We start from the raw sequence: 19596 nt of genomic DNA, 5'->3' as shown, positions 1-19596 counted from the left end.
TCATGGCATCCCTCGAAGACAACCTCCCCACGGCCGGCTTTGCCGCCGACGCCGTCAAGGCCAGCGAACCCGATGCGGTGACCGGCTATCGCCGCTTCACGCTGGGCTCGTTCGAATTCCTGCGCGACGAATACTTCGTCAAGATCAACTGGCCCGCGAAAGGCCAGACGCGCACCCACGCCATTCCCGCCGACGCCTTCCTGCGCGCCATGATGCGCGACGTCGCGTGGGGCTTCTTCTACGGCTGGGTCAATTTCGACCACGTATTCGGCACGCGCAATCACTACGGCAAGGTCGACATGTACGCGGGCTCGTTCAACGGCATCATGAAGGAAGCCGGCGTGGACTACATGGAGACCTTCGAAACGCCCACGATCATGGCGACCTTCAAGGCCATCCTGCATGACTGGACCAACGAAGGCTTCGACCCGTTCGCGGCGCCCGCCGAGACGGGCAGCGCCTACGGCCGCAAGCACGGCGAGAACGGCGCCGCGATCGAGCGCACGCGCATTGCCACGCGCCGCATGCCGGGCCTCGAAGGCGACTCGCCGCTGCGCCACGACTTGCCCGTGAACCGCGCATTCGCCGACGTGGAGCAGGACGAGCCCGAAGTCTATTGCGAGCCCGGCTTCGAGGGCGAGCTGCACGCCTTCAATCTCTTCAAGTATCTGTCGCGTTCGGATGTCACGTGGAATCCGTCGGTGACTTCGGTCTGCGGCCAGAGCCTGTTCTGCCCGACCACCGAGGAATTCATCCTGCCGGTGTTTCACGGCAACGACCGCGTCGAATGGTTCCTGCAGCTCTCCGACGAAATCGTCTGGGACATCGGCGACAAGAACACCGGCGCGCCGCGCGCCCGCATCACGATGCGCGCGGGTGACATCTGCGCGATGCCGGCCGATATCCGCCATCAAGGCTATTCGACCAAGCGCTCGATGCTGCTGGTGTGGGAGAACGCCACGCCGAATCTGCCCAAGCGCTACGAGAGCGGCGAGCTCAAGCCCTATCCGGTCGACTTTTGAGCGCTCGAACCTCGAAACCGCTCAATTGCATTAATTAAGGACTGCTCATGCAAACCCAACTCTTCATCGACGGCCGTTTCACCGATGCCGTAGAAGGCGGCACGATCGACGTGCTCAATCCGCACGACGGCTCGCTGATCACGAAGATCGCCGCCGCCACGGCCGCCGATGTCGATCTCGCCGTGGACGCCGCCACGCGCGCCTTTCCGAAGTGGGCGGCCATGCCCGCCGCCGAGCGCGGCCGCCTGCTGCTGCGTCTGGCCGACGCCATCGAGGCGAATGCGGAAGAGCTCGCGCAACTCGAATCGCTCGACACGGGCCATCCGATCCGCGACTCGCGCGCACTCGATGTGCCGCGCACGGCGGGATGCTTCCGCTACTTCGGCGGCATGGCCGACAAGCTGCAGGGCTCGGTGATTCCCGTCGAGACCGGCTTTCTGAACTACGTGCAGCGCGCGCCCATTGGCGTGGTCGGGCAGATCGTGCCGTGGAATTTTCCGCTCATGTTCACGAGCTGGAAGATGGGTCCGGCGCTGGCCGCGGGGAACACGGTCGTGCTCAAGCCTTCTGAGATCACGCCGCTTTCCACGCTGCGCATTGTCGAGCTGATGGCCGAGGTGGGCTTTCCGGAAGGTGTCGTCAACATCGTGACGGGCTATGGGCACACCGCGGGGCAGCGGCTCGCCGAGCACCCGGGCGTGGGCAAGATTGCGTTCACGGGCTCGACGGCGACGGGCCGGCGCATCGTCGAGGCCTCGCAGGGCAATCTCAAGCGCGTGCAGCTCGAGCTGGGCGGCAAGGGCGCGAACATCGTGTTCGAAGACGCCGATCTCGACGCGGCCATCAACGGCGCGGCCTGGGCGATCTTCCACAACCAGGGGCAGGCGTGCATTGCGGGCTCGCGCCTGATCCTGCACGAGCGCATCGCCGATGCGTTCCTCGAGCGCTTCGTCTCGCTCGCATCGTCGATTCGCGTGGGCAATCCGCTCGATCCCGACACCGAGATGGGGCCGCTCACGTCGAAGCAGCACCAGGAGCGTGTGTTGGCCTTCGTCGACGTGGCGCGCGGCGAGGGCGGCCGCGTGTTGACGGGCGGCAGCGCTCCGCAGGACGCCGCGCTCGCGAACGGCTACTACGTGCGTCCGACGATCGTTGAAGTGGCAACGCCCAACGACCGTGTCGCGCAAGAGGAAGTGTTCGGCCCGTTCGTGACGGTGCTGCGCTTCCGCAGCGACGAAGAGGCGCTCGCCATCGCCAACGGCACGGCCTATGGCCTCGGCAGCGGGTTGTGGACGCGCGACCTCTCGCGCGCGCACCGGATGGCCGGGCAGATCGATGCCGGCATGTGCTGGATCAACTGCTACAAGCGCGTGAACCCGGGCAGCCCGTTCGGTGGCGTGGGGCAGTCGGGCTATGGCCGCGAGATGGGCTTCGAGGCGATGCACGATTACACCGAAGCGCGCTCGGTCTGGGTCAACGTGGACGGCAACGTGCCGCCCCACTTCAAGCGCTGAGGCCGGTATGAAACCGTTCGTCTATCAGGGAACGCCTTCTCGTGTGGTGTTCGCGTGGGGTGCGCTCGCCACGCTGCCCGCGGAAGTCGAGCGGCTGGGGGCGCGGCGCGCGCTGATCCTCTCGACGCCCGAGCAGCGCGCGCTCGCCGACCAGGTCGCGCAGGTGCTCGGCGAGCGCGCGGCGGGCGTGCACGCGCAGGCCGTGATGCACGTGCCCGTGGAAGTGGCGCGCGCCGCACGCGACGCGGCGGCGGCGCTCGACGCGGACTGCTGCGTGGCCGTGGGCGGCGGCTCGACGATCGGGCTCGGCAAGGCCATCGCGCTCGAGTCGACGCTGCCCATCGTGGCCGTGCCCACGACCTACGCGGGCTCTGAGATGACGCCGATTTACGGCCTCACTGAAGGGCGTTTGAAGCGCACGGGGCGCGATATGCGCGTGCTGCCGCGCACCGTGATCTACGACCCGGCGCTCACGCTCTCGCTGCCGGCGGCGATTTCGGCGGCATCGGGCATCAATGCGATGGCGCACGCGGTGGAAGCGCTCTATGCGGACGACGCGAATCCGGTCATCAGCTTGATGGCCGAGGAGTCGATCCGCGCGCTAGGCGAGGCGCTGCCGGCCATCGTGCGCGCGCCCGACGACGCGGCGATGCGCGGCCGCGCGCTGTACGGAGCGTGGCTCGCGGGGACGTGTCTGGGCGCGGTCGGCATGGCGCTGCATCACAAGCTGTGCCACACGCTCGGCGGCACTTTCAACCTGCCGCACGCGCAGACCCACGCGGCCATGCTTCCGCACACGGCGCACTACAACCACACGGCGGCGCCCGAGGCACTCGCGCGCGTGGCGCGCGCGCTGGGCGGCAAGGACGCGTCGGAAGCAGGTGCGTTGCTGTTCGCGTTGAACCAGTCACTCGGCATTCCCGTGGCGCTCGCCGAAATCGGCATGCCGGAGCAGGGGCTCGACGAGGCCGCCGATCTCGCGTGCAAGAACCCGTATGCCAATCCGCGCCCCATCGAGCGCGAGGCCATTCGCGCGTTGCTGCAGCGGGCGTGGCAGGGCGTGGCGCCGGCCTGACCGGCGCCGCCCGTTCATGAAGAAAAGATTCGGAGACACATCATGGCGCGCTATTTCGCGATCTTCGCCACCGACAAACCCGGCATGCGCACCGAGCGCGAGCGCATGCGTCCCGTGCATCGGAACTGGCTGCGCAACGCCGCGCAGCACGGCGTGTTCGTCCGCCTCGGCGGATCGACGCTCGCGCCGCAGTGCGATGCGATGAACGGCACGCTGCTCGTGATCGAAGCAGAAGGTATCGACGATGTGATGTCGTTCATGACGCACGACCCGTATATGCAGGCGGGATTGTTCGAGCGTGTCGAAGTCCGCCCATGGGACTGGAGCCTCGGCAATCCCGAGCGGAGGATCTGAGCGATGGACGCGTCGCGCCTGGATCAACACTCAGTTCAACACTCGGGCCACCGCTTGTGTCGTGTGAGCGACGTGCCGGACGGCGGCGCACGCGTCGTGGTCGAAGGACCCGCGGGCAAGCCCGTCATCGTCGTGCGGCGCGGCGAACGCGTGTGGGCCTATGCCAACCGCTGTCCGCATTTTTCCGTGCCGCTCGACTTCGAGCCCGGGTTGATCTCCTGCTACCGCTCCCAGGTGCTGATGTGCGCGCACCACAGCGCGCTGTTTCGCTTCGAGGACGGCCATTGCATCGAAGGCCCGTGCGCGGGCGCGGCGCTCGACGGGGTCACCGTCGAGATCGATGCCGCCGGCTGGGTGCTTGCGTGATGAGCGCAAGCGAGCCGCTGCTTATTCGCTCTTCGACGGACGCCCCGTCTTGACCGCTTCGAGCGCGGCAATGGCGGCTGCGAGACGCTTGGCCGAAGCCGCCTCGAGCAATTGCAGGCCCGCGCGCAGCAGTTCGCTCTTCTTGACCGCGACGCCCGCTTCGAGGCACTTGCGCTTGAGGACCGAGATCCGCTCGTAGTCCGCCTTCGGCATGGTGAAGCTGTCACGCACGACTTTTTCCTTCTTGGCGCGCTTGGCCTTTTCCTTTCCTGCGGCTTTCGGTGCTGCCGCTTTCGGTGCCGCGGCTTCCGCTACCTCGGTTGCGGGTTCTGCGGCCTTGGCACGGGTCTTGGCACCAGGCTTGGCGGCGGCCTTCTTGGTGGCCTTGGTAGTGGCCTTGGTGGTCGGCTTTTTCCCGGCCTTGGCTTTTGCATTGGTCTTGCTGCTGGGCTTCGTGCTGGACTTGGCACCGGCCTTTGCGCGCGGGGTTTTGCCGGTTTCGGCACTGGCCGCGGACGTTGCCGCTTCGGCCTGCACCGGCTCCTGCACTGGCTCTTGCTCTGGCTCTTGCTCTTGCTCTTGCTCTTGCTCTTGCTCTTGCTCTTGCTCTTGCTCTTGCTCTTGCTCTTGCTCTTGCGCCGCGTCCGGCGACTTGGGGAAATGAAAGGCCTTCTTGGTAGGTTTGCGTACGTTTGCTGCGGTCATGTCGGCTTCTCCAACTGGAAACAATATAAACAGTATATACGGTTTATATTGCGCCAAAGCTGACTGACGCTGCAGACCTGCAAATCGCGCCGCGCGCTTACTGCTCCAGCACCGCCTGAGGCGTATTGCGGAAGCTGATCGCCATGCGGTTATACGTGTTCATCACGCCGATGGCGATGGTGAGATCGACGAGTTCACGCTCGTCGAATACCGCGCGCGCTTCCTCATAGGCCGCGTCGGGCACACCGGTCTGCGCGACGAGCGTGACCGATTCGGCCCACGCAAGCGCGGCACGCTCGCGCGGATCGAACAGATGGCCGGCCTCACGCCATGCCTGGACCAGCGCCAGCTTTGCCACTTTTACGCCCTTTTTCAGCAGGTCGCGTGTGTGCATGTCGAGGCAATAGGCGCAGTTGTTGATCTGCGAGACGCGCAGGTAGACCAGATCGACGAGCGCCGGCGCAAGCCCGCTTTGCATGACATAGCCGTAGACACCGCCGAGGGCTTTGACGCCAGCGGGCGCGATCTGGTTGTAATCGAGACGTTTGCTCATGTGTTCTCTCCTGTTTGACTTGAATGCCTTACTTGAGCGGCGTGGTCAGCCGTCGCCATGTGCGATGGCCGGCATGGCGACGGTGAGCGCAAACGCTGCGCAGGCGGTACCGAGAGCGGTTCGAATGTTCATGACAGGGTTTCTCCTTGCGACCGGGCTTATTGTGGCCGCAAGCTGGGCTACAAGAAAGCACCAGAAATGAACATTCTTTATGTACCATGAGCGGATGTCCCAGCCGCTGAAAATCGAACTCGACCGGTCCGCGAAGACGCCCCTCGCCGAGCAGATCCGCTCGGCAATCAGTGCCGCCATCGAGGGCGGGGTGCTTGCGCCCGGTGCCCGTCTGCCTTCGTGGCTCGACCTTGCCGCGCAACTGGGCGTCGCGCGGGGCACGGTGCGCCTCGCCTACGACCGGCTCTCCGACTCGCAATTGATCGTCGCTTCCCGGGCTGCCGGAACGCGTGTGGCGGACCGGCCTCGCGCCTGGCCCGAAGCGGAGGAGAGCCGCGATCCGGGCTCGTTCATGGAGATGTACCGGGAGCTCACCGCCGGCCCGGCCATCTTCCAGATGGGCGTGCCCGCCCAGGAAACGCTGCCCGCCAGGCTCTTCACCAAAGTGCGCTCGTTTGCGCTGCGCGCGGAGTCGAGCGCCTCGGTTGGCTATCCCGATCCCCGTGGCGAGCTGGAACTGCGGCGCGAAATCGCCGCGTATCTGGCCATTGCGCGCGGCATGACCTGCTCACCCGCGCAGATCATCGTCACGAGCGGGTTCAGCGGCGGCCTGGGACTCGCGCTGCGCGTGCTGGGCCTCGATGGGCACAAGGCCTGGTTCGAAGACCCGGGCTTTCCGTTCACCCGCCACGGCCTCGAACTCGCGAGGCTCGAGCTTGCGCCGGTTCCCGTGGACGCGGACGGCATCGACGTCGATTACGGCCTGCGGCATGCGCCGGACGCGGCGCTGGCCGTCGTCACGCCCGGCCAGCAGGCGCCGCTCGGCCCCACGCTCTCGCTGGCAAGACGCTTGCAACTGCTCGAATGGGCGCAGCAGCAGGGCGCCTGGATCATTGAGGATGACTATCTAAGCGAGCTGCAACTGAGTGCGCGCGCCGCGCCCGCGCTCGTATCGCTCGACCGCGGCCAGCGCGTCATTCATATCGGCTCATTCAGCAAGACGATCAGCCCGGCACTGCGCCTGGGGTTCGTCGTTGCGCCCGCCACACTGGCGTCGCGGTTCGCGGAAGTCGCGGCGTGCCTTGCGCCGGCGCCGTGGCCATCCGTGCAGCTTGCGACGGCGCAGTTCATGCGCGAGGGGCACTATCTGCGCCATCTGCGGCGCCTGAAGCGTCTTTATTCCGCGCAGCGCGCCGCCTTGCTCGAATGCCTGGGCGCACTCGACTTCGAGACGAAGAGCGCCGGTCTGGCCGTGCTCGTGCGGCTGCCCGACGGCGCGCCCGACGTTTCGATCTTCAGGGAGGCGCTGGCGTTCGGATTGGGCCCGGCGCCGTTGTCGCCCTGGTATATGTCGCCGGCATCCGCGCGTTCGGGGCTTCTGCTGGGCATCGCGACTTCGCCGGAGAGAAACCTCGTTCGAAGCTGTGAGCGGCTGAGGGAAGTGATACGGCGTCATGCCTGATCGTTGGCCACGCAAACGAACCCCGATTGACCCGCCGTGCTACGCTGCACGCTGGTTTCGTAAGCGTGGCCCGTCGCGGCCGTTGCCGCCGCGCTCGTCTGGCTCGCCACGCCAACGCGGGCGCACGCGCAGGAATTCTCGCTGTTTGGCGGCGGCTCGCGTGCGAGCGTCATCAATACCTATACGTGGGCCTTCAACTATCAGGAAGGGCTCGGCAAGTACTTCAACGAGAACGAGAACAGCGCCTCGCCGGGGCCGGGGCCGGGCGCCGGGAATTTTTCGGGGCTCGTTACCATCGCCGGCTCGTATCGCTTCAGCCAGAACTGGGATGCGCGGCTCGAATGGAATCGAGTCGTGACGAACTATAACCGCGACACCGACGTTATCCTGGCCGGTATGGGTTACCGGTGGTGATGCGGTTCGCCGCTGTTTGCGCGGCCCGCCCGGTCAAATGGATCTGCGCTCAGGCAATCGGGACTTGCGTTGTGCAGGCACGGTAAAGATTACATGGCCGGCAGCGCGTTGGACCGGGTCGATGACGGCCCCAATTTGGACAGCCGCTTCAGGCGCATCATTGGCAGGAAATATGCGTCTTTTATACAACACGTTCGCTAGTGCACGTATGGATTTCGTTCGACTCTGATAGCCTTTTTCCAGCGACAGTTCGGGCTGTTCAGCACCCTGACCTGCGCGATCGTCGAATCGATGACTGGAGGGCCTATCCATGTTGCGCTGGCTTTCAAACTTGATTGCTCATAATGCTCCGACGCCGGAGAAGCAGGCCGAACGCGGGCTAGGCGAATTGCGCATGGCGCTGTTTCAGGCCGAGCAGAGGGTCCTGGACGCGCAATTGCAGGCTGAGTATTACCGCATGCGCATTGCGTTTTGCGAAGAGGTCTTGAAGGCGGGTATCGAGCAGGTATCGGATCAGCGCAAGGGGCAACGTGAATCGGTCGCGCACGAGTTGCGCCCGAATCTGAAGCTGACGGCCGCGCAGTAGGCGGTGACCGAAGGCTGTGCGAATGCCAGGGGCCGTCGTGGTTGGCGGGCGGCTTCGGCATTTCGTTTTCGATTTGACCATAGTTGACCATCGTCCCGACTCGCACTTGATACCATCTCGAATCGGCGAGGCCCGTTGTTGACGACTTCGATGCGAGGGGATGGAACGATGAAGCGGATCACGATAACCATTCTGCTAATGATTGCCGCTGTGCTGCTTGTGACGCTCATGGTCGTGCTCAAGACAGCCCCACCGCAGACCGTTGAGACAGTTGGGAGCGCGTCGGCGCCGAACGGCAGCCACGTTGCGCAAGTCCTGCCGCGCATCCGGGCTATGAACGCCTGATTTGTTCGCTATCCTCGTTGCTGGATTTCGCAACCATCGAGCGCGCTCGCATCACCCTTTGTGTTCAAGGCGCAGATGGCGCGTATTGCGTTCGATCGAGATCAGGACCAGCAGCAGCGTGAGGAATCCCGCCACGGCGAGCAGTGTCCCGAGGGACGTCCTGAATTGCCCGATCCGGTTGTCTGCCGCTTCGATGGCGGTTTCGGCCGAGGCGATGCGTTCTATCTTGATCCGGGCGTATTGGTTCATCGCCGCCGCGACATAACGTTCGCGATCGTCCCATTCCCACGCCGCTGCATGCTGGCCGGCACGCGCCACGACCCCGGAAAGCTCATTGACGAATGACTGCCGGTCGGAGCGCGGCACGCTGCCCAGCCACGCATCGAGCAGTGCCTGACTCGCGTTATCCCCGATCAGCACCTGACGCAGGGGGGCGGGGATCACAAGCCCCTGTGCGGCCTGGATGTTCAATTCCGCGGTGCTGTCGCCGGCGTTGCTGCTCGCCAGGGCGTCGTTTGCCGTTTCCGAACCCGGGATGGCTTCGAGAACGTCGGCCGCGGCCACGGGCGGATCCGTGACCACGACCGTTTTTCCGGGAGCCGCGAGCGCGAACATGAGTGCGCTCATCGCCATCATGGCGGCCACAAGGGCGAGCAGACACAACACGCGTGCCATGCCCAAAAGGTGGCGTTCGAGTCCGTCCGCAATCTTCATTTCAACCCCGTCGATTTCCGTACTGGTTTGCCGTTGAGTGTCCGCTCACGGTTCGCGCAGATAGCGCTCCGAAAGCGCCTCATACAGCGGTGGTGCAAAAAGACGCGAGACGCGGCTCGCGATGAGCGCGGTAGCCATCAGCGAGATGACGAGCGCATGCCCGTTGATCATCTCGATGACGATGACGAACGCGGTAATCGGGCTCTGCGTGACCGCGGCGAGATAGCCGACCATGCCGAGCGCGATCAGCATCGGTAGCTGCATCTCCGAGAACACCATGTGCAGGGTATTGCCGATGCCCGCGCCGATTGCCAGCGATGGAGCGAACAGGCCACCGGGTGCCCCCGGCAGGTACGATCCCACCATCGAGACGAGCTTGAAGACCGGATACGCCGCGCTGACATGCGCTGTGCCTTCGAGCATGCCGCGCGCCTCGGCATATCCGCTGCCGAAGGTGTGGCCGTGCGCGAGCACGCCGACGACCGCAATGATCAGTCCGCAGAGCGCGCCGAACAGGACCGGCTGCTGCGCGCGCATGTCGAGCAAGGGCTTGGGCATCCAGCGTCGGGTATTGAGCAGCAGCCAGCAGAAGGCGCCACCCAGCACGCCCGCGATGACGCCGATCAGCACGACGGCCAGGCTGAGCGACCTGGGTAGCCCGGAACCGATATCGATCGTGCCGAAATAAACATAGTTACCCTGAATACCCAGCGAGACGACGCCGGCGAAGATGATGGCGGTGATCAGGACGCCACTGGTGCGCTGCTCGAAGCTGCGCATGAGTTCCTCGATGGCGAACACCACGCCCGCAAGTGGCGCATTGAATGCCGCGGACAAGCCTGCGGCTGCGCCCGCGAGCGCAAGTCTGCGCTCCAGCACGCCGGGCCGGATCGTGAGGAAGCGCTGCGGGTAGAAGCGTCTCAGGCTGAACATGAGGGCAGCGCCGACGTGGATCGTCGGTCCTTCGCGGCCTATCGTGAAGCCGCCGAGAATGGCCAGGAAGGAAATGAAAATCTTCCCGACGAGAATGCGCAACGTGAGCAGCCGCGGCCCGAGCTCATTGGGCCCGTGCAGCATGGCAATGACCTGAGGAATCCCGCTGCCTTCCGAGCCATCGAAAAAGCGCCGCGTGAGCCAGACCGTCACCGCGCCTGTGGCGGGCGCAACGAGAAGCGGCAGCCAGAACCGCTCAGCCGCGTAATGCAGGAATAGCCCGTAGCCGAAATCGATCAGCTTCGCGTAAAGCACGGCGACGAGACCGACTGCGATCGCGCCCAGCCAGAAGACGCCGTAGTGGAGCCATAACCGGTTGGCACGCTGTAACGCCCGTCTGTCTATTAGCCGGAAAATGCGCACGATCTGTATCCCCTCTCTGTCGGTTCTCGTGGTGCGCGAGGCGCAGTGGTTTCCCGCAGTCCATGCCGGATTACGGGAAGGTCAAGCATTGCGTCGCGCACGCGCCTTCATATTGAGCGCGATCCGGAGCCAGCACAAGACGAGGCCCGCGCATGCACAGGCATGAGGAGGGAGTCGACTTCGTTGAAGAGGCGTGCATGTGGGTCAACCGAAAAAAAACCCAGCGCTCAGGCTGGGTCAGGGGAGTTGCCGCCGGTACGGCCGGTGGCAACTGGACGTTTTCAGTCCGGCAAGCTGAGGATACAACGATGTCATACGCTCCCATCGCGTGCTGAAACCGTGTTGCAATCAATGGTCACGACATGACATTTATGGGAATTTATGCCGGTAAACTTAAGTGAAACTTAAATTCGGCAATCCTGGCATGCGATGGCGCCCAAGTGCATTCGCGCTACGCGTTGTCTTCCCTGAAGGCCCAACCGAAAGACTGGACTTCCGACTTGTGCGAGGCGGCGAGCCTCATCAGGCAGCGCTCTCCCGCGGGCGTCAAATGGACCTGGACCTGGCGCCTGTCGTCGATGCTCTGCACCCGTTCAACCAGCCCGGCCGCCTCGCAGCGCGTGATCAGTGCGACGGTTCCATGCGACGAAGCCTGCAGGCGTTCGGCGATCTCCCCCACGGTTGCCCAGTCACGGTCAGCAAACGCGCGGGTGTGCAGCATCAGCATGTACTGCAGGGGCGTCACGCCTTCCGCGCGCGTGATCTCCTCCGAAATACGCAGAAACTGGCGCAGTCGATAACGGAATTCCGAGAGCTCCTCCAGGTCGGCTCTCGTCACTGTCTGCGCTACCTTGCGAGGTTTCGCTGGCATAGGCCGCTCCACGGTTTACGGGGCTGAACTGGAAACAGGTCACTATGTGACATAAAATATAGGCGCAGTTGCGCAGTCGTGCAAAAACTGCATTGTAATCGAGCGGCGGCGACCGTCCGTCCAGGCCTGGCGTCGCGAGGGCGGAGCTATGAGACGTTTTGCATTGCCCCTGTTGATCCTGTTCTGCGCCGCAGGCCCGGGTTATGCCGATGAGCTTTCGGCTGCCGGCGAGAGCGCAGTTCCGTGTTTGTCATGCGAGGACCCGGGCGTCTACGGTGCGCCCGCTGCATTGGCCGTGCTGGATGCCGCTGGCGGCTTCCCCGTGGGGCATGTTGCCCAGGGCGGGCATGCCATGTCGTATTTCCCGGCGATGCCACGCGCGGCGGCGGGATTCGATGACCGTGCTTCAAAACTGGGCGGCGAGCGCTTCCACTGGCATTCGCCCTGATCGCTCTGATCGCCGTGATCGCCGCCAGCGGCAAATTGGCGTCAGCGGCCAGACAAACGCACGATCAGACCGAATATCTCGAGTCCGATTACCAGTGCGATGATCAATACGGGAAGCGCAAGTATGAGCACCCATGGGAGCCGGCGTGACGTGGGGCGCGCGTCTGGCGTTGATGGCCGATCGCGATCTGCCGGTTCCGTGGAGCCCGATTGCGACATTGACGTGCGTTTCATTTCGCCCTCCGAGAGCGCGGCCACGATGGCCTTGTTTCACTGCACGGCTCCGACCTCGGAGCCCTCGTGCGTAAGCCACCGGTAAGCAGCGCTTGCCCGGCTCCAGATGACAGCGATTGCAATATAGGCGCGTTTCGTTAAGCGCAACTTAAAGCAATTATATGTGCCAGCAGAACGCTGCCGGCTGCCGCGCGGGCTCAAAGGCCACATCGATGAAGAAGGCGCCGGCGAGGCCAAACGGCAGGATCCCACCGTGAAATTGGGCATCGTCTGCACTAGCGCGAGCGACGGACAACGAGCGGCGAGTTTTTTGCACAGAGCCAGCGTCTGCTCCTGCAGATTCGCGCACGCTCGAATGGTTAGCGAGCGGTCCCGTCGTCTTCCGATCTTCTGATCAGGAATCCAGATGAAAGTAGCGTAAGCCCGGCCAGGCGAGAACGCCGTCCGTCAATCGGCAAGGTTGCTGAGAAACTTTCGTGCAGGAGCGAAGAACGTGACGCCGGCCACGGCTCTCGAAAAGTCCAGTATCCGGTCGTGCAACGGCGGCGGGTCGCCGATGAACATCCGCTCCAGCATCTTCTCGATCACCCAGAGGTAGCGCGAGTAGCCGATGAAGAAGGTGCCATATTCGCCGCGACCGGGAACAGCGAACGGCATGTTGTCGCGCAGGATGTCGTGTTCGCCTTCGGCGTCCTCGATCGTGCAGAGTGTCTTGTGTGACTTCTGGCCCTGCGCCGCATCCGGCAACTCGACGTTGTCGAACTTGGTCCGGCCGATGATCGCTTCCTGGGTCTCCACGCTCTGCGCACGCCAGGCCGCGAGATCGTGCAGGTATTTCTGGATCACGACGTAGCTGCCGCCGGCGTAGTCGGGATCCTCGTCGCCGACGATCGTTGCGTTGGGCAGGTCGAGGCCGTCGGGATTCGCGGTGCCGTCGACGAACTCGAGCAGGTCGCGCCCGCCGAAGTAGCGAAAGCCGGGCACATCGTCGACGACCGTGATGGCGTTGCCGAAGGCCTCCAGTAGAATCTTTTCGAACTCGACGATCAAGTCAGTCGAGGCGGCGCGAATGTGGTACAGCAGGTCGCCCGCTGTGGCCACCGCGACATGCGCGGCGCCTCGCACTTCTTGAAACGGTGCAAGCTCGCGCGGCGCGCGTTTTCCGGTCAGTGGCTGCCAGGCGCGATGCCCGATACCGACGTTGCAGGTGAAGGCGGCGCCGTTGGCACGGATCCGGACGTCCTTGATGAGGTCGTCGGTGCTGGCCAGCACGGAGCGGGCCGTGCCGATCGATGCGTCATCGTCCTTGACGACCAGGACCAGGAACGCAGCGACCGGCGACAACGGCGCGTCGATCGATTGGGGTTCGGTGTCGAGCGCGCGCTGGCAGCCGGACGTGGGCGAAGCGGTCGGACTCAAGGATGCCTCCTGTCATGGGTCGGGCGGGCACGCCATGACGGCGGGCCGACTCATTGCAAGATAGACAATGGCAAGGCACATACCAGCGCGAATCGTCCGATATTGATTATCGGTTCACGGCCGGTTCACGGCCGGTGCTTCGGCCACGCCAGAGATCGCCCGGACCCGGCGTGATGCCGCGCGCATTCGCCGGCACTTCTGTTCCTCCAGCCATTGCAGCGATTCCTGCACGACCTCGGGCGGAACCTCGTTGAATGACGCGCTGCGAATCAATGTTGCGCTTGCGGCGATGTCGTTGAACTGCCCCAACTTGTTCTGCACGGACGTCAACTCCTCGATTGTGCGCTCGTGCCCGCTTTTGATGACCGGTTGAAAAAACTCGAGCAGGTATCGCAGCTTTTTGCCCGCCTTTCGCACGTCGTGAAGGTCTTCCTCCTGGGTCGTCTCGCTAAGCGCTGCGCGTCTGCTTCGTTTCCGAAGCGCGCGCTGCGCCAGACGAATGCGCTTCTCGGCGAACGCCCGAATGGGTAGATCGTTGCAACTCGACTGCAGTGTGGTTTGGGCCTGAAGCAGGGCATCGTTCAAGAACGCCTCGACATCGTCGCCTTTGATCATCGTCTGGCTATGCAGCACCGCCTGTGCGCGCTTCTCACACGCCGCGGCCACGAGCAGTTCGATCGATGCGCCGGACGCCTGGGCGGCTCTCAGGAGATCGCCTGCTATGTCCCAGTCACGCGTTCCGCCTGCCACTGCCGCAAGACGCTTGAATTCCTCGGTGGCTTGCGCGGTCGCTTCCTCGCCGAGGTAGGGCGAGTACGCCCAGTACAAAGCCCTAAGCTTTCTGAAAGCGACGCGAAGCTGATGAAATCCCTCTACATCGTTCTGTGTGGAGAGATCTCTCGCCCTTTGCACCGCTTCGGCCACCACCGGCTTCGCCAGCGACGAAAAGGTGCTGGCGATCGAGCTCGTTTTGGAGAGCGATGAACCCACTGCCCGCCGGTTGACTTTGAAAAGCGTGTTTGGCTGTGGCAAGGGCCAGTCACCATCCATATTCATAGCATCCTCGAGTCGGACGAAAACAGATTTCGTCCAGACCTTACCATAGCCAATTTCGAATGCCGTTATTGTGACGTCTTGATGAAATCCCTTATGGTGTCGCGAGAATACCGCCCTCGCATCACCATATCGCGGTTTTTGCGGTTCTGTATTAGGATACTGACCCAGGTCCAGCACCGCCTGACAAGCTGGCGCATCGAGCGCGCCTCGAAGATGTCCGGGGCAAAAGTGGGAGTCCGGTTTGAAGAAACGCGCCACCGTGATCTGCCGCAGGGGTAAGAGAATCCTCCTGGTCGCACGTAGTCAATCGAAGTGGGCTTTGCCGGGCGGGATTCTCAAGCGTGGGGAACATCGCGCGGACGCCGCGCTTCGGGAACTGAAGGAAGAAACACAACTATCCGGGAAGTCAGCCAAGCACCTCTTCGACTTCCGTGGCAAGCAGAAGCACCATCACGTGTTTACCTGCGAAATCCCGAATCGCGCAAAAGCTCGGCCGAGCAACGAAATAGCCCGCTGTCGCTGGGTCCACCTGGACGATATCCCTGACCTCCTGACCAGCCGGCCGACGACGGATATCGTGAAGCTCATGAGTCAGCGGCGCAGGAAGTAGCCCGGATCGCCGGCACCGGAAAAACATCCGGCCCGGCCCGCACGCTGAGATCCCGTTTCGCGAAGGACTTCGCACCCGATGCGGCATGCCGGGTGCAAGCACGCTCATCGCTTTCACAAACGCTACGTGCCATCGCACGCGGAAATGGATACGACGCTCTCGCGGACGCAGGTCTATGCGCAGGGTGTCCTGCCACGTACTTCGTCAGTCGATCAAGGCGGCGCCGGGTCAGGTCAGGCTGTGGCGCAGCTGCTCGGACGTCGCGCCGCGTGCGGCGTCAGTCCGTGCAGAACGGAGAATCGACGCACGCGTACCCTGATGCGCTGCCGAGACGGGGTCGAGAATGCTCGAGGCCTGATACAGACAAATCCAATCCGCGTGCTGCGGCTGCAGCGGATCGAGCTCGAGCAACCAGTTCGTATTGCATAGCCTGCAGCAGTAACGTTGCAGGAGCACGGGGCGACGGCCGAGCGGGAGCAGCCGATGCTGCTGGCCGATTATCCGCAGCCCGCCGTGGGGTTGGGCCGTGTCGCCGAGTTGCATTCTTTCGCAGGCTTCGCAGGACATGGGGTGTCTCAGTGGCGCTGGAAGAGTGAGCAACTATAGCACCGCGTTCGGCGTCGGGCAGCAAATCCATCGTCGAAGAAAAAGCCCGCACGACGGAGCGTTGATTGGCGAGGCGCTGAAAGCGCTGTGTAGCGTTTGATTAACGCGGGAGCTATTAGCACACTCAGAAGTCACGCTGGTGTGTATCCACACTCCGGCTTCAGGAAGAAGCGAGCCATGGCTACCGTTCGAATTCATTCCAGGTTCAGCCTTCTCCTGTCCATCGGCATGGTCGCATTGGCCTATTACGCAGGAGCCAGGCTGGGGCTTGCCTATGCGGTAGTGGGCGGCGCAATCTCGCTGGTGTGGCCTTCCAGCGGCATCGCGCTTGTCGCGGTGCTCACGCTGGGTCCCGCAGTGGCTCCGGGAATTGCCATTGGCTCGTTCCTCGCCAACGTGTCGGCGGGCGTGCCGGTAGCCGTCGCCGTGGTGATCGGCACCGGATCCATGGTTGCCTCCGTGAGCGCGGCAATTTTGCTGGACCGCGCAACCCGATTCCAGATCACCCTCGAGCGCATCAGTGACGTGCTGGCCTTCATCGGCATCGCTGCGGTGATGAGCACGGCAGTCAGTGCGCTGGTTGGCACGACCGCGCTGCTGGGCGGCGGTCTGGTGCCGGGCGCGGGGTACGTCGCGGCGTTTCTGAAGTGGTGGCTCGGCGACATGATGGGGGTGCTGGTCGTGGCGCCGCCGCTCTTGAGCTTTCTCGCGTATTCGAACCCCGTGCGCTTCGCGGCGCAGATCGTAGAAGCGTGCGGACTGACCATCGCGACCTTCTGGGTCAGCTACCTCATCTTCGGCGCGACACAACTTGCCGGGCACGGCTACTATCCTGCCGCGCTCGCGATTTTCCCGTTCATCATCTGGGCGGCGCTGCGCTTCGGCCATCTGGGCACCAGCATCGGAACCCTGGTGGTCTCAGTCCTGGCCATCTGGGGCACGACTCACGGCACGGGTCCCTTCGCTGCCGAATCTCCGGTGGATAGCCTCGTGAGGTGGTGCACCTTCGCGAACGTCGTCTCGGTAACCGGACTGTTGCTGGTGGCGGCACGCGCGCAGGAGCGGCGCGCCTATCGCCTCCTGCAGGCGGCCCATATCGAACTGGAACAGCGCGTTCAGGAGCGGACCACGGATCTGGAGACGGCCAATAACGAACTCAAGGAGGAAATGGCGCGACGCCGTCTGCTGGAAGCAGAGCTGATCCAGATCGGCGATCAGCACCAGAGACTCATCGGCCGCGAACTGCATGACGGACTCGGGCAACACCTGACCAGCCTGGGGCTGTACTGCTCCGCCTTGAACCAGAAACTGCAGACGCAAGGTCACCCGGCTGCCGAAGACGCCGCGACCGTCGTCCGGTTGGTGAAGCAGGCGTCCTCGATCACCCGCAGGATTGCCCACGGCCTGGATCCGGTCGCGATGGAGTATGGCGGTCTTGCGGCGGCGCTGAATGGGCTGGCGGAGACGGCACGTACGCTCAATGGCGTGGATTGCATGCTGAGGATCGCGCCCGAAGTGGACGCGCTGGACTCGCTGATGCAGATTAACCTCTACCGCGCGGCCCAGGAAGCGGTCAGCAACGCGCTGAAATATTGCCAGGGCCACCGCATCTGGATCGACCTGGCGCGGGCGGGCGGCGTGCTGACGCTGTCGATCAGCGACGACGGGGTAGGGATCGGCCAGGAGGAAATGGAGCGCGCCTCGGGGCTGGGACTGCACAACCTGCGTCACCGTGCGAGTCTTCTTGGCGGCTCTTGCAGCGTGACGCGCAATGATCTGGGCGGCACCACGGTCGCCATCAGCTATCCGCTACCGGAGGGCCCCGGCCATGCACGGGAAGTCCAATAGCCCAGGCCGTGCGACGCAAATCCTGATCGTGGATGACCACCCCATCATCCGCGAGGGGATGACGCTCTTGCTGAATCTGCAGGAAGATCTGCACGTCTGCGGTGCAGCCGGCAGCGCCGAAGAGGCCCTGGTGGCGATGGAGCGCCAGCCCGACATGGCCATCGTGGACATCAGCCTGCAGTCGGACTCCGGCCTCGAGCTTGTCAAAACGCTGCGTCACCGCTACCCGGATTTGGCGATCCTCGTCCTGAGCATGCACGACGAAAACCTGTTTGCCGAACGCGCACTGCGCTCCGGGGCAAACGGGTATCTGATGAAACTCGAGGCCACCGAGCACGTATTGAGCGCGATCCGGGAAATTCTGGCGGGCAATATTTACCTGAGCGCCACCATGCACGAGAAGCTGGCGCGGGCGCTCCTGACGGTGCCCCGTAAAAAGCCCGAGGGCCGAATCGCGGGTCTTTCGGAACGGGAATTCGAGGTCATGCACCTGATCGGACTCGGCTTCAGCACCCGCGAAATTGCAGAGAAGCTGAATCGGAGCGTGAAGACCATCGAGGCGCACCAGGCCAATATCAAGGAAAAGCTCAATATCCGCAGCGGCAAGGAGCTGATGCGATTCGCCATCCAGTGGATGGAGAGCCAATAGGGCGCTGGAAAACCAATAGGGCGCCGGCCGCCTGTCGAATAGGGCAATCCCCGAGGCGCTTTTAGGATGGCGGCCTTATTCATGGGTATTCGGGCAGCGAATACAGTCGTGACAGCCGGCGTGCCGCGGCGCCGGCTGCGCGTGGCAAGTCCCGCGACGTGATCCAACCGGAGACGGTCATGAGAACAGGGTGCACGTTGTTGGCAAGTCTGATTTGCGCGCTATTTGCGGCCGCCGCTTACCCCGGCGACATTACCGGGGCCGGCAGCACGTTCGCCGCGCCGCTCTACAGCAAGTGGGCAACCGATTATCAAAGGTCGGGCGGAAGCAGGGTGATCTATCGCGGCACGGGCTCCTCCGATGGACTCAAGGAGGTCGTCGCCCGCGAGGTCGACTTTGCCGGATCGGACGCACCGCTCAGCGACGATCAACTGGCCAAAAACGGCTTGCGGCAATTCCCTACCGTGATCGGCGGCGTCGTGCCGGTCGTCGACCTTCCCGGCATCAAGGCGGGTCAGCTCGTGCTGAACGGGCAGGTGCTTGCGCAAATCTTTCTCGGCAAGATCATCTACTGGGACGACCCCGCGATCGCGCGACTCAACCCGAAGCTCAAGATGCCCAACACCCCGATCGCCGTCGTGCGCCGTCAGGACGGCTCGGGCACGACGCTCATCTGGACGCACTATCTCGCACAAGTCAGCCCCGAATGGAAGCGCAGGGTTGGGGAGGGCACCAGCGTGCACTGGCCGCTCGGCATCGGCGGCAATGGCAACGAGGGCGTGGCCACCTACGTCGGGTACCTGCCTGGCGCCATCGGCTATGTCGCATGGGACTTCACGAAACAGAACCACCTGACCTATACCGCCATGATCAACGCCGCCGGCGACGTCGTTCAGCCCGGCGTGGCCACTTTCAAGGCGGCCAGCGCCGACTGGTCCGGCTCGCTCGATCAGTTGCTGACCAACCAGCCGGGCAAGGACGCATGGCCGGTGATGGGGGCCACCTATGTGTTGCTTCATGAAACGCCGGACAAAACCGGCCGCGAAGAAGCCGCGATGCAGTTCTTCAATTGGGCCTTCGATCACGACGTGGGCACGGTCAATGCGCTGGACTACATCCCGCTGCCGGAAATGGTTCTGACGAAAATCCGCGCGCAATGGCCCGCCAATGTGAGCGACAGCATGGCCGGCAAGCGGCTCGCGCGCCAATGATCCGCTAG

21 protein-coding genes are annotated in these 19596 nt (G+C 63.8%); 13 read left to right on the top strand and 8 right to left on the bottom strand.

Annotation, left to right across the window (positions count from 1 at the left end; all coding sequences use genetic code 11):
- Positions 1-2: 2 nt before the first annotated feature.
- Genes BO1_RS32155 through BO1_RS32135 form a run of 5 tightly spaced genes read left to right on the top strand, consistent with a single transcriptional unit; the run spans position 3 to position 4331 of the window.
- A complete protein-coding gene (locus tag BO1_RS32155) occupies positions 3-1022 on the top strand; it encodes a hydroxyquinol 1,2-dioxygenase (RefSeq protein ID WP_028221067.1) in 1020 nt (339 codons plus the stop codon).
- 47 nt (positions 1023-1069) lie between these two features.
- Positions 1070-2536 (top strand): aldehyde dehydrogenase family protein, encoded by a 1467-nt coding sequence (locus BO1_RS32150; RefSeq protein ID WP_028221066.1) that lies wholly within the window; start codon positions 1070-1072, stop codon positions 2534-2536.
- Positions 2537-2543: 7 nt separating this feature from the next.
- Positions 2544-3611, top strand: a complete 1068-nt coding sequence (locus BO1_RS32145) for a maleylacetate reductase (RefSeq protein WP_028221065.1) — start codon at positions 2544-2546, stop codon at positions 3609-3611.
- 42 nt (positions 3612-3653) lie between these two features.
- The gene (locus BO1_RS32140) at positions 3654-3965 is read left to right on the top strand and encodes a YciI family protein (protein ID WP_028221064.1); all 312 of its coding nucleotides are present in this window, start codon (positions 3654-3656) and stop codon (positions 3963-3965) included.
- 3 nt (positions 3966-3968) lie between these two features.
- A complete protein-coding gene (locus BO1_RS32135) occupies positions 3969-4331 on the top strand; it encodes a Rieske (2Fe-2S) protein (RefSeq protein ID WP_043287454.1) in 363 nt (120 codons plus the stop codon).
- A gap of 21 nt (positions 4332-4352) precedes the next feature.
- Here BO1_RS32135 and BO1_RS32130 read toward each other — a convergent pair whose 3' ends face one another.
- Positions 4353-5036: a hypothetical protein gene (locus BO1_RS32130; protein WP_028221062.1), complete on the bottom strand. Its 684-nt coding sequence runs from the start codon at positions 5034-5036 to the stop codon at positions 4353-4355.
- A 97-nt stretch (positions 5037-5133) separates the two neighbouring features.
- Positions 5134-5589, bottom strand: coding sequence for a carboxymuconolactone decarboxylase family protein (locus tag BO1_RS32125; protein WP_028221061.1), 456 nt, complete (start codon positions 5587-5589; stop codon positions 5134-5136).
- Positions 5590-5815: 226 nt separating this feature from the next.
- Between BO1_RS32125 and pdxR the strand changes: the two genes are divergently transcribed.
- The 3 genes from pdxR to BO1_RS59640 all read left to right on the top strand — a co-directional run bounded on the left by pdxR (position 5816) and on the right by BO1_RS59640 (position 8567).
- The gene (gene pdxR, locus BO1_RS32115) at positions 5816-7222 is read left to right on the top strand and encodes a MocR-like pyridoxine biosynthesis transcription factor PdxR (protein WP_028221060.1); all 1407 of its coding nucleotides are present in this window, start codon (positions 5816-5818) and stop codon (positions 7220-7222) included.
- Between the two features lie 724 nt (positions 7223-7946).
- Positions 7947-8222 carry a hypothetical protein gene (locus BO1_RS32105; RefSeq protein WP_028221058.1) on the top strand — a complete coding sequence of 92 codons (276 nt, stop codon included), beginning with the start codon at positions 7947-7949 and terminating at the stop codon, positions 8220-8222.
- A 168-nt stretch (positions 8223-8390) separates the two neighbouring features.
- Complete coding sequence (locus tag BO1_RS59640) at positions 8391-8567, top strand: hypothetical protein (protein ID WP_156992510.1); 177 nt, start codon at positions 8391-8393, stop codon at positions 8565-8567.
- A gap of 51 nt (positions 8568-8618) precedes the next feature.
- On the opposite strand, the gene BO1_RS32095 is transcribed toward BO1_RS59640, so the two are convergent.
- From BO1_RS32095 to BO1_RS32085, 3 genes are all read right to left on the bottom strand, one after another.
- Positions 8619-9281, bottom strand: coding sequence for a hypothetical protein (locus BO1_RS32095; protein ID WP_028221057.1), 663 nt, complete (start codon positions 9279-9281; stop codon positions 8619-8621).
- 45 nt (positions 9282-9326) lie between these two features.
- On the bottom strand, positions 9327-10637 hold the full coding sequence (locus BO1_RS32090; RefSeq protein ID WP_043287452.1) for a chloride channel protein: 1311 nt from the start codon (positions 10635-10637) through the stop codon (positions 9327-9329).
- Positions 10638-11088: 451 nt separating this feature from the next.
- The gene (locus BO1_RS32085; protein ID WP_043287450.1) at positions 11089-11508 is read right to left on the bottom strand and encodes a MarR family winged helix-turn-helix transcriptional regulator; all 420 of its coding nucleotides are present in this window, start codon (positions 11506-11508) and stop codon (positions 11089-11091) included.
- Positions 11509-11671: 163 nt separating this feature from the next.
- Here BO1_RS32085 and BO1_RS32080 point away from each other — a divergent pair, with 163 nt between their 5' ends.
- On the top strand, positions 11672-11956 hold the full coding sequence (locus BO1_RS32080) for a hypothetical protein (protein WP_156992508.1): 285 nt from the start codon (positions 11672-11674) through the stop codon (positions 11954-11956).
- Positions 11957-12636: 680 nt separating this feature from the next.
- Here the strand turns inward: BO1_RS32080 and BO1_RS32075 are convergent.
- Both BO1_RS32075 and BO1_RS53655 read right to left on the bottom strand, forming a co-directional pair.
- On the bottom strand, positions 12637-13608 hold the full coding sequence (locus tag BO1_RS32075; protein ID WP_043287448.1) for a Dyp-type peroxidase: 972 nt from the start codon (positions 13606-13608) through the stop codon (positions 12637-12639).
- Positions 13609-13722: 114 nt separating this feature from the next.
- Complete coding sequence (locus tag BO1_RS53655; protein ID WP_043287446.1) at positions 13723-14664, bottom strand: CHAD domain-containing protein; 942 nt, start codon at positions 14662-14664, stop codon at positions 13723-13725.
- Between the two features lie 241 nt (positions 14665-14905).
- On the opposite strand from BO1_RS53655, the gene BO1_RS32065 reads away from it, so the two are divergent.
- Positions 14906-15274, top strand: coding sequence for an NUDIX hydrolase (locus tag BO1_RS32065; protein ID WP_028221052.1), 369 nt, complete (start codon positions 14906-14908; stop codon positions 15272-15274).
- 228 nt (positions 15275-15502) lie between these two features.
- Here the strand turns inward: BO1_RS32065 and BO1_RS56635 are convergent, their stop codons facing one another.
- On the bottom strand, positions 15503-15841 hold the full coding sequence (locus BO1_RS56635) for a hypothetical protein (protein ID WP_052409683.1): 339 nt from the start codon (positions 15839-15841) through the stop codon (positions 15503-15505).
- A gap of 216 nt (positions 15842-16057) precedes the next feature.
- Here BO1_RS56635 and BO1_RS32055 point away from each other — a divergent pair, with 216 nt between their 5' ends.
- From BO1_RS32055 to pstS, 3 genes are all read left to right on the top strand, one after another.
- On the top strand, positions 16058-17728 hold the full coding sequence (locus BO1_RS32055; protein ID WP_028221051.1) for an MASE1 domain-containing protein: 1671 nt from the start codon (positions 16058-16060) through the stop codon (positions 17726-17728).
- The gene (locus BO1_RS32050; RefSeq protein WP_028221050.1) at positions 17709-18377 is read left to right on the top strand and encodes a response regulator transcription factor; all 669 of its coding nucleotides are present in this window, start codon (positions 17709-17711) and stop codon (positions 18375-18377) included. Before BO1_RS32055 ends, BO1_RS32050 begins: the two co-directional genes overlap by 20 nt.
- A gap of 179 nt (positions 18378-18556) precedes the next feature.
- On the top strand, positions 18557-19588 hold the full coding sequence (gene pstS, locus BO1_RS32045) for a phosphate ABC transporter substrate-binding protein PstS (RefSeq protein WP_028221049.1): 1032 nt from the start codon (positions 18557-18559) through the stop codon (positions 19586-19588).
- The last annotated feature ends 8 nt before the right edge of the window (positions 19589-19596 follow it).

This window comes from Paraburkholderia oxyphila NBRC 105797, assembly GCF_000685075.1.
Taxonomy (GTDB): Bacteria; Pseudomonadota; Gammaproteobacteria; order Burkholderiales; family Burkholderiaceae; genus Paraburkholderia; species Paraburkholderia oxyphila.
This window is presented reverse-complemented; position numbering and strand designations above follow the sequence as displayed.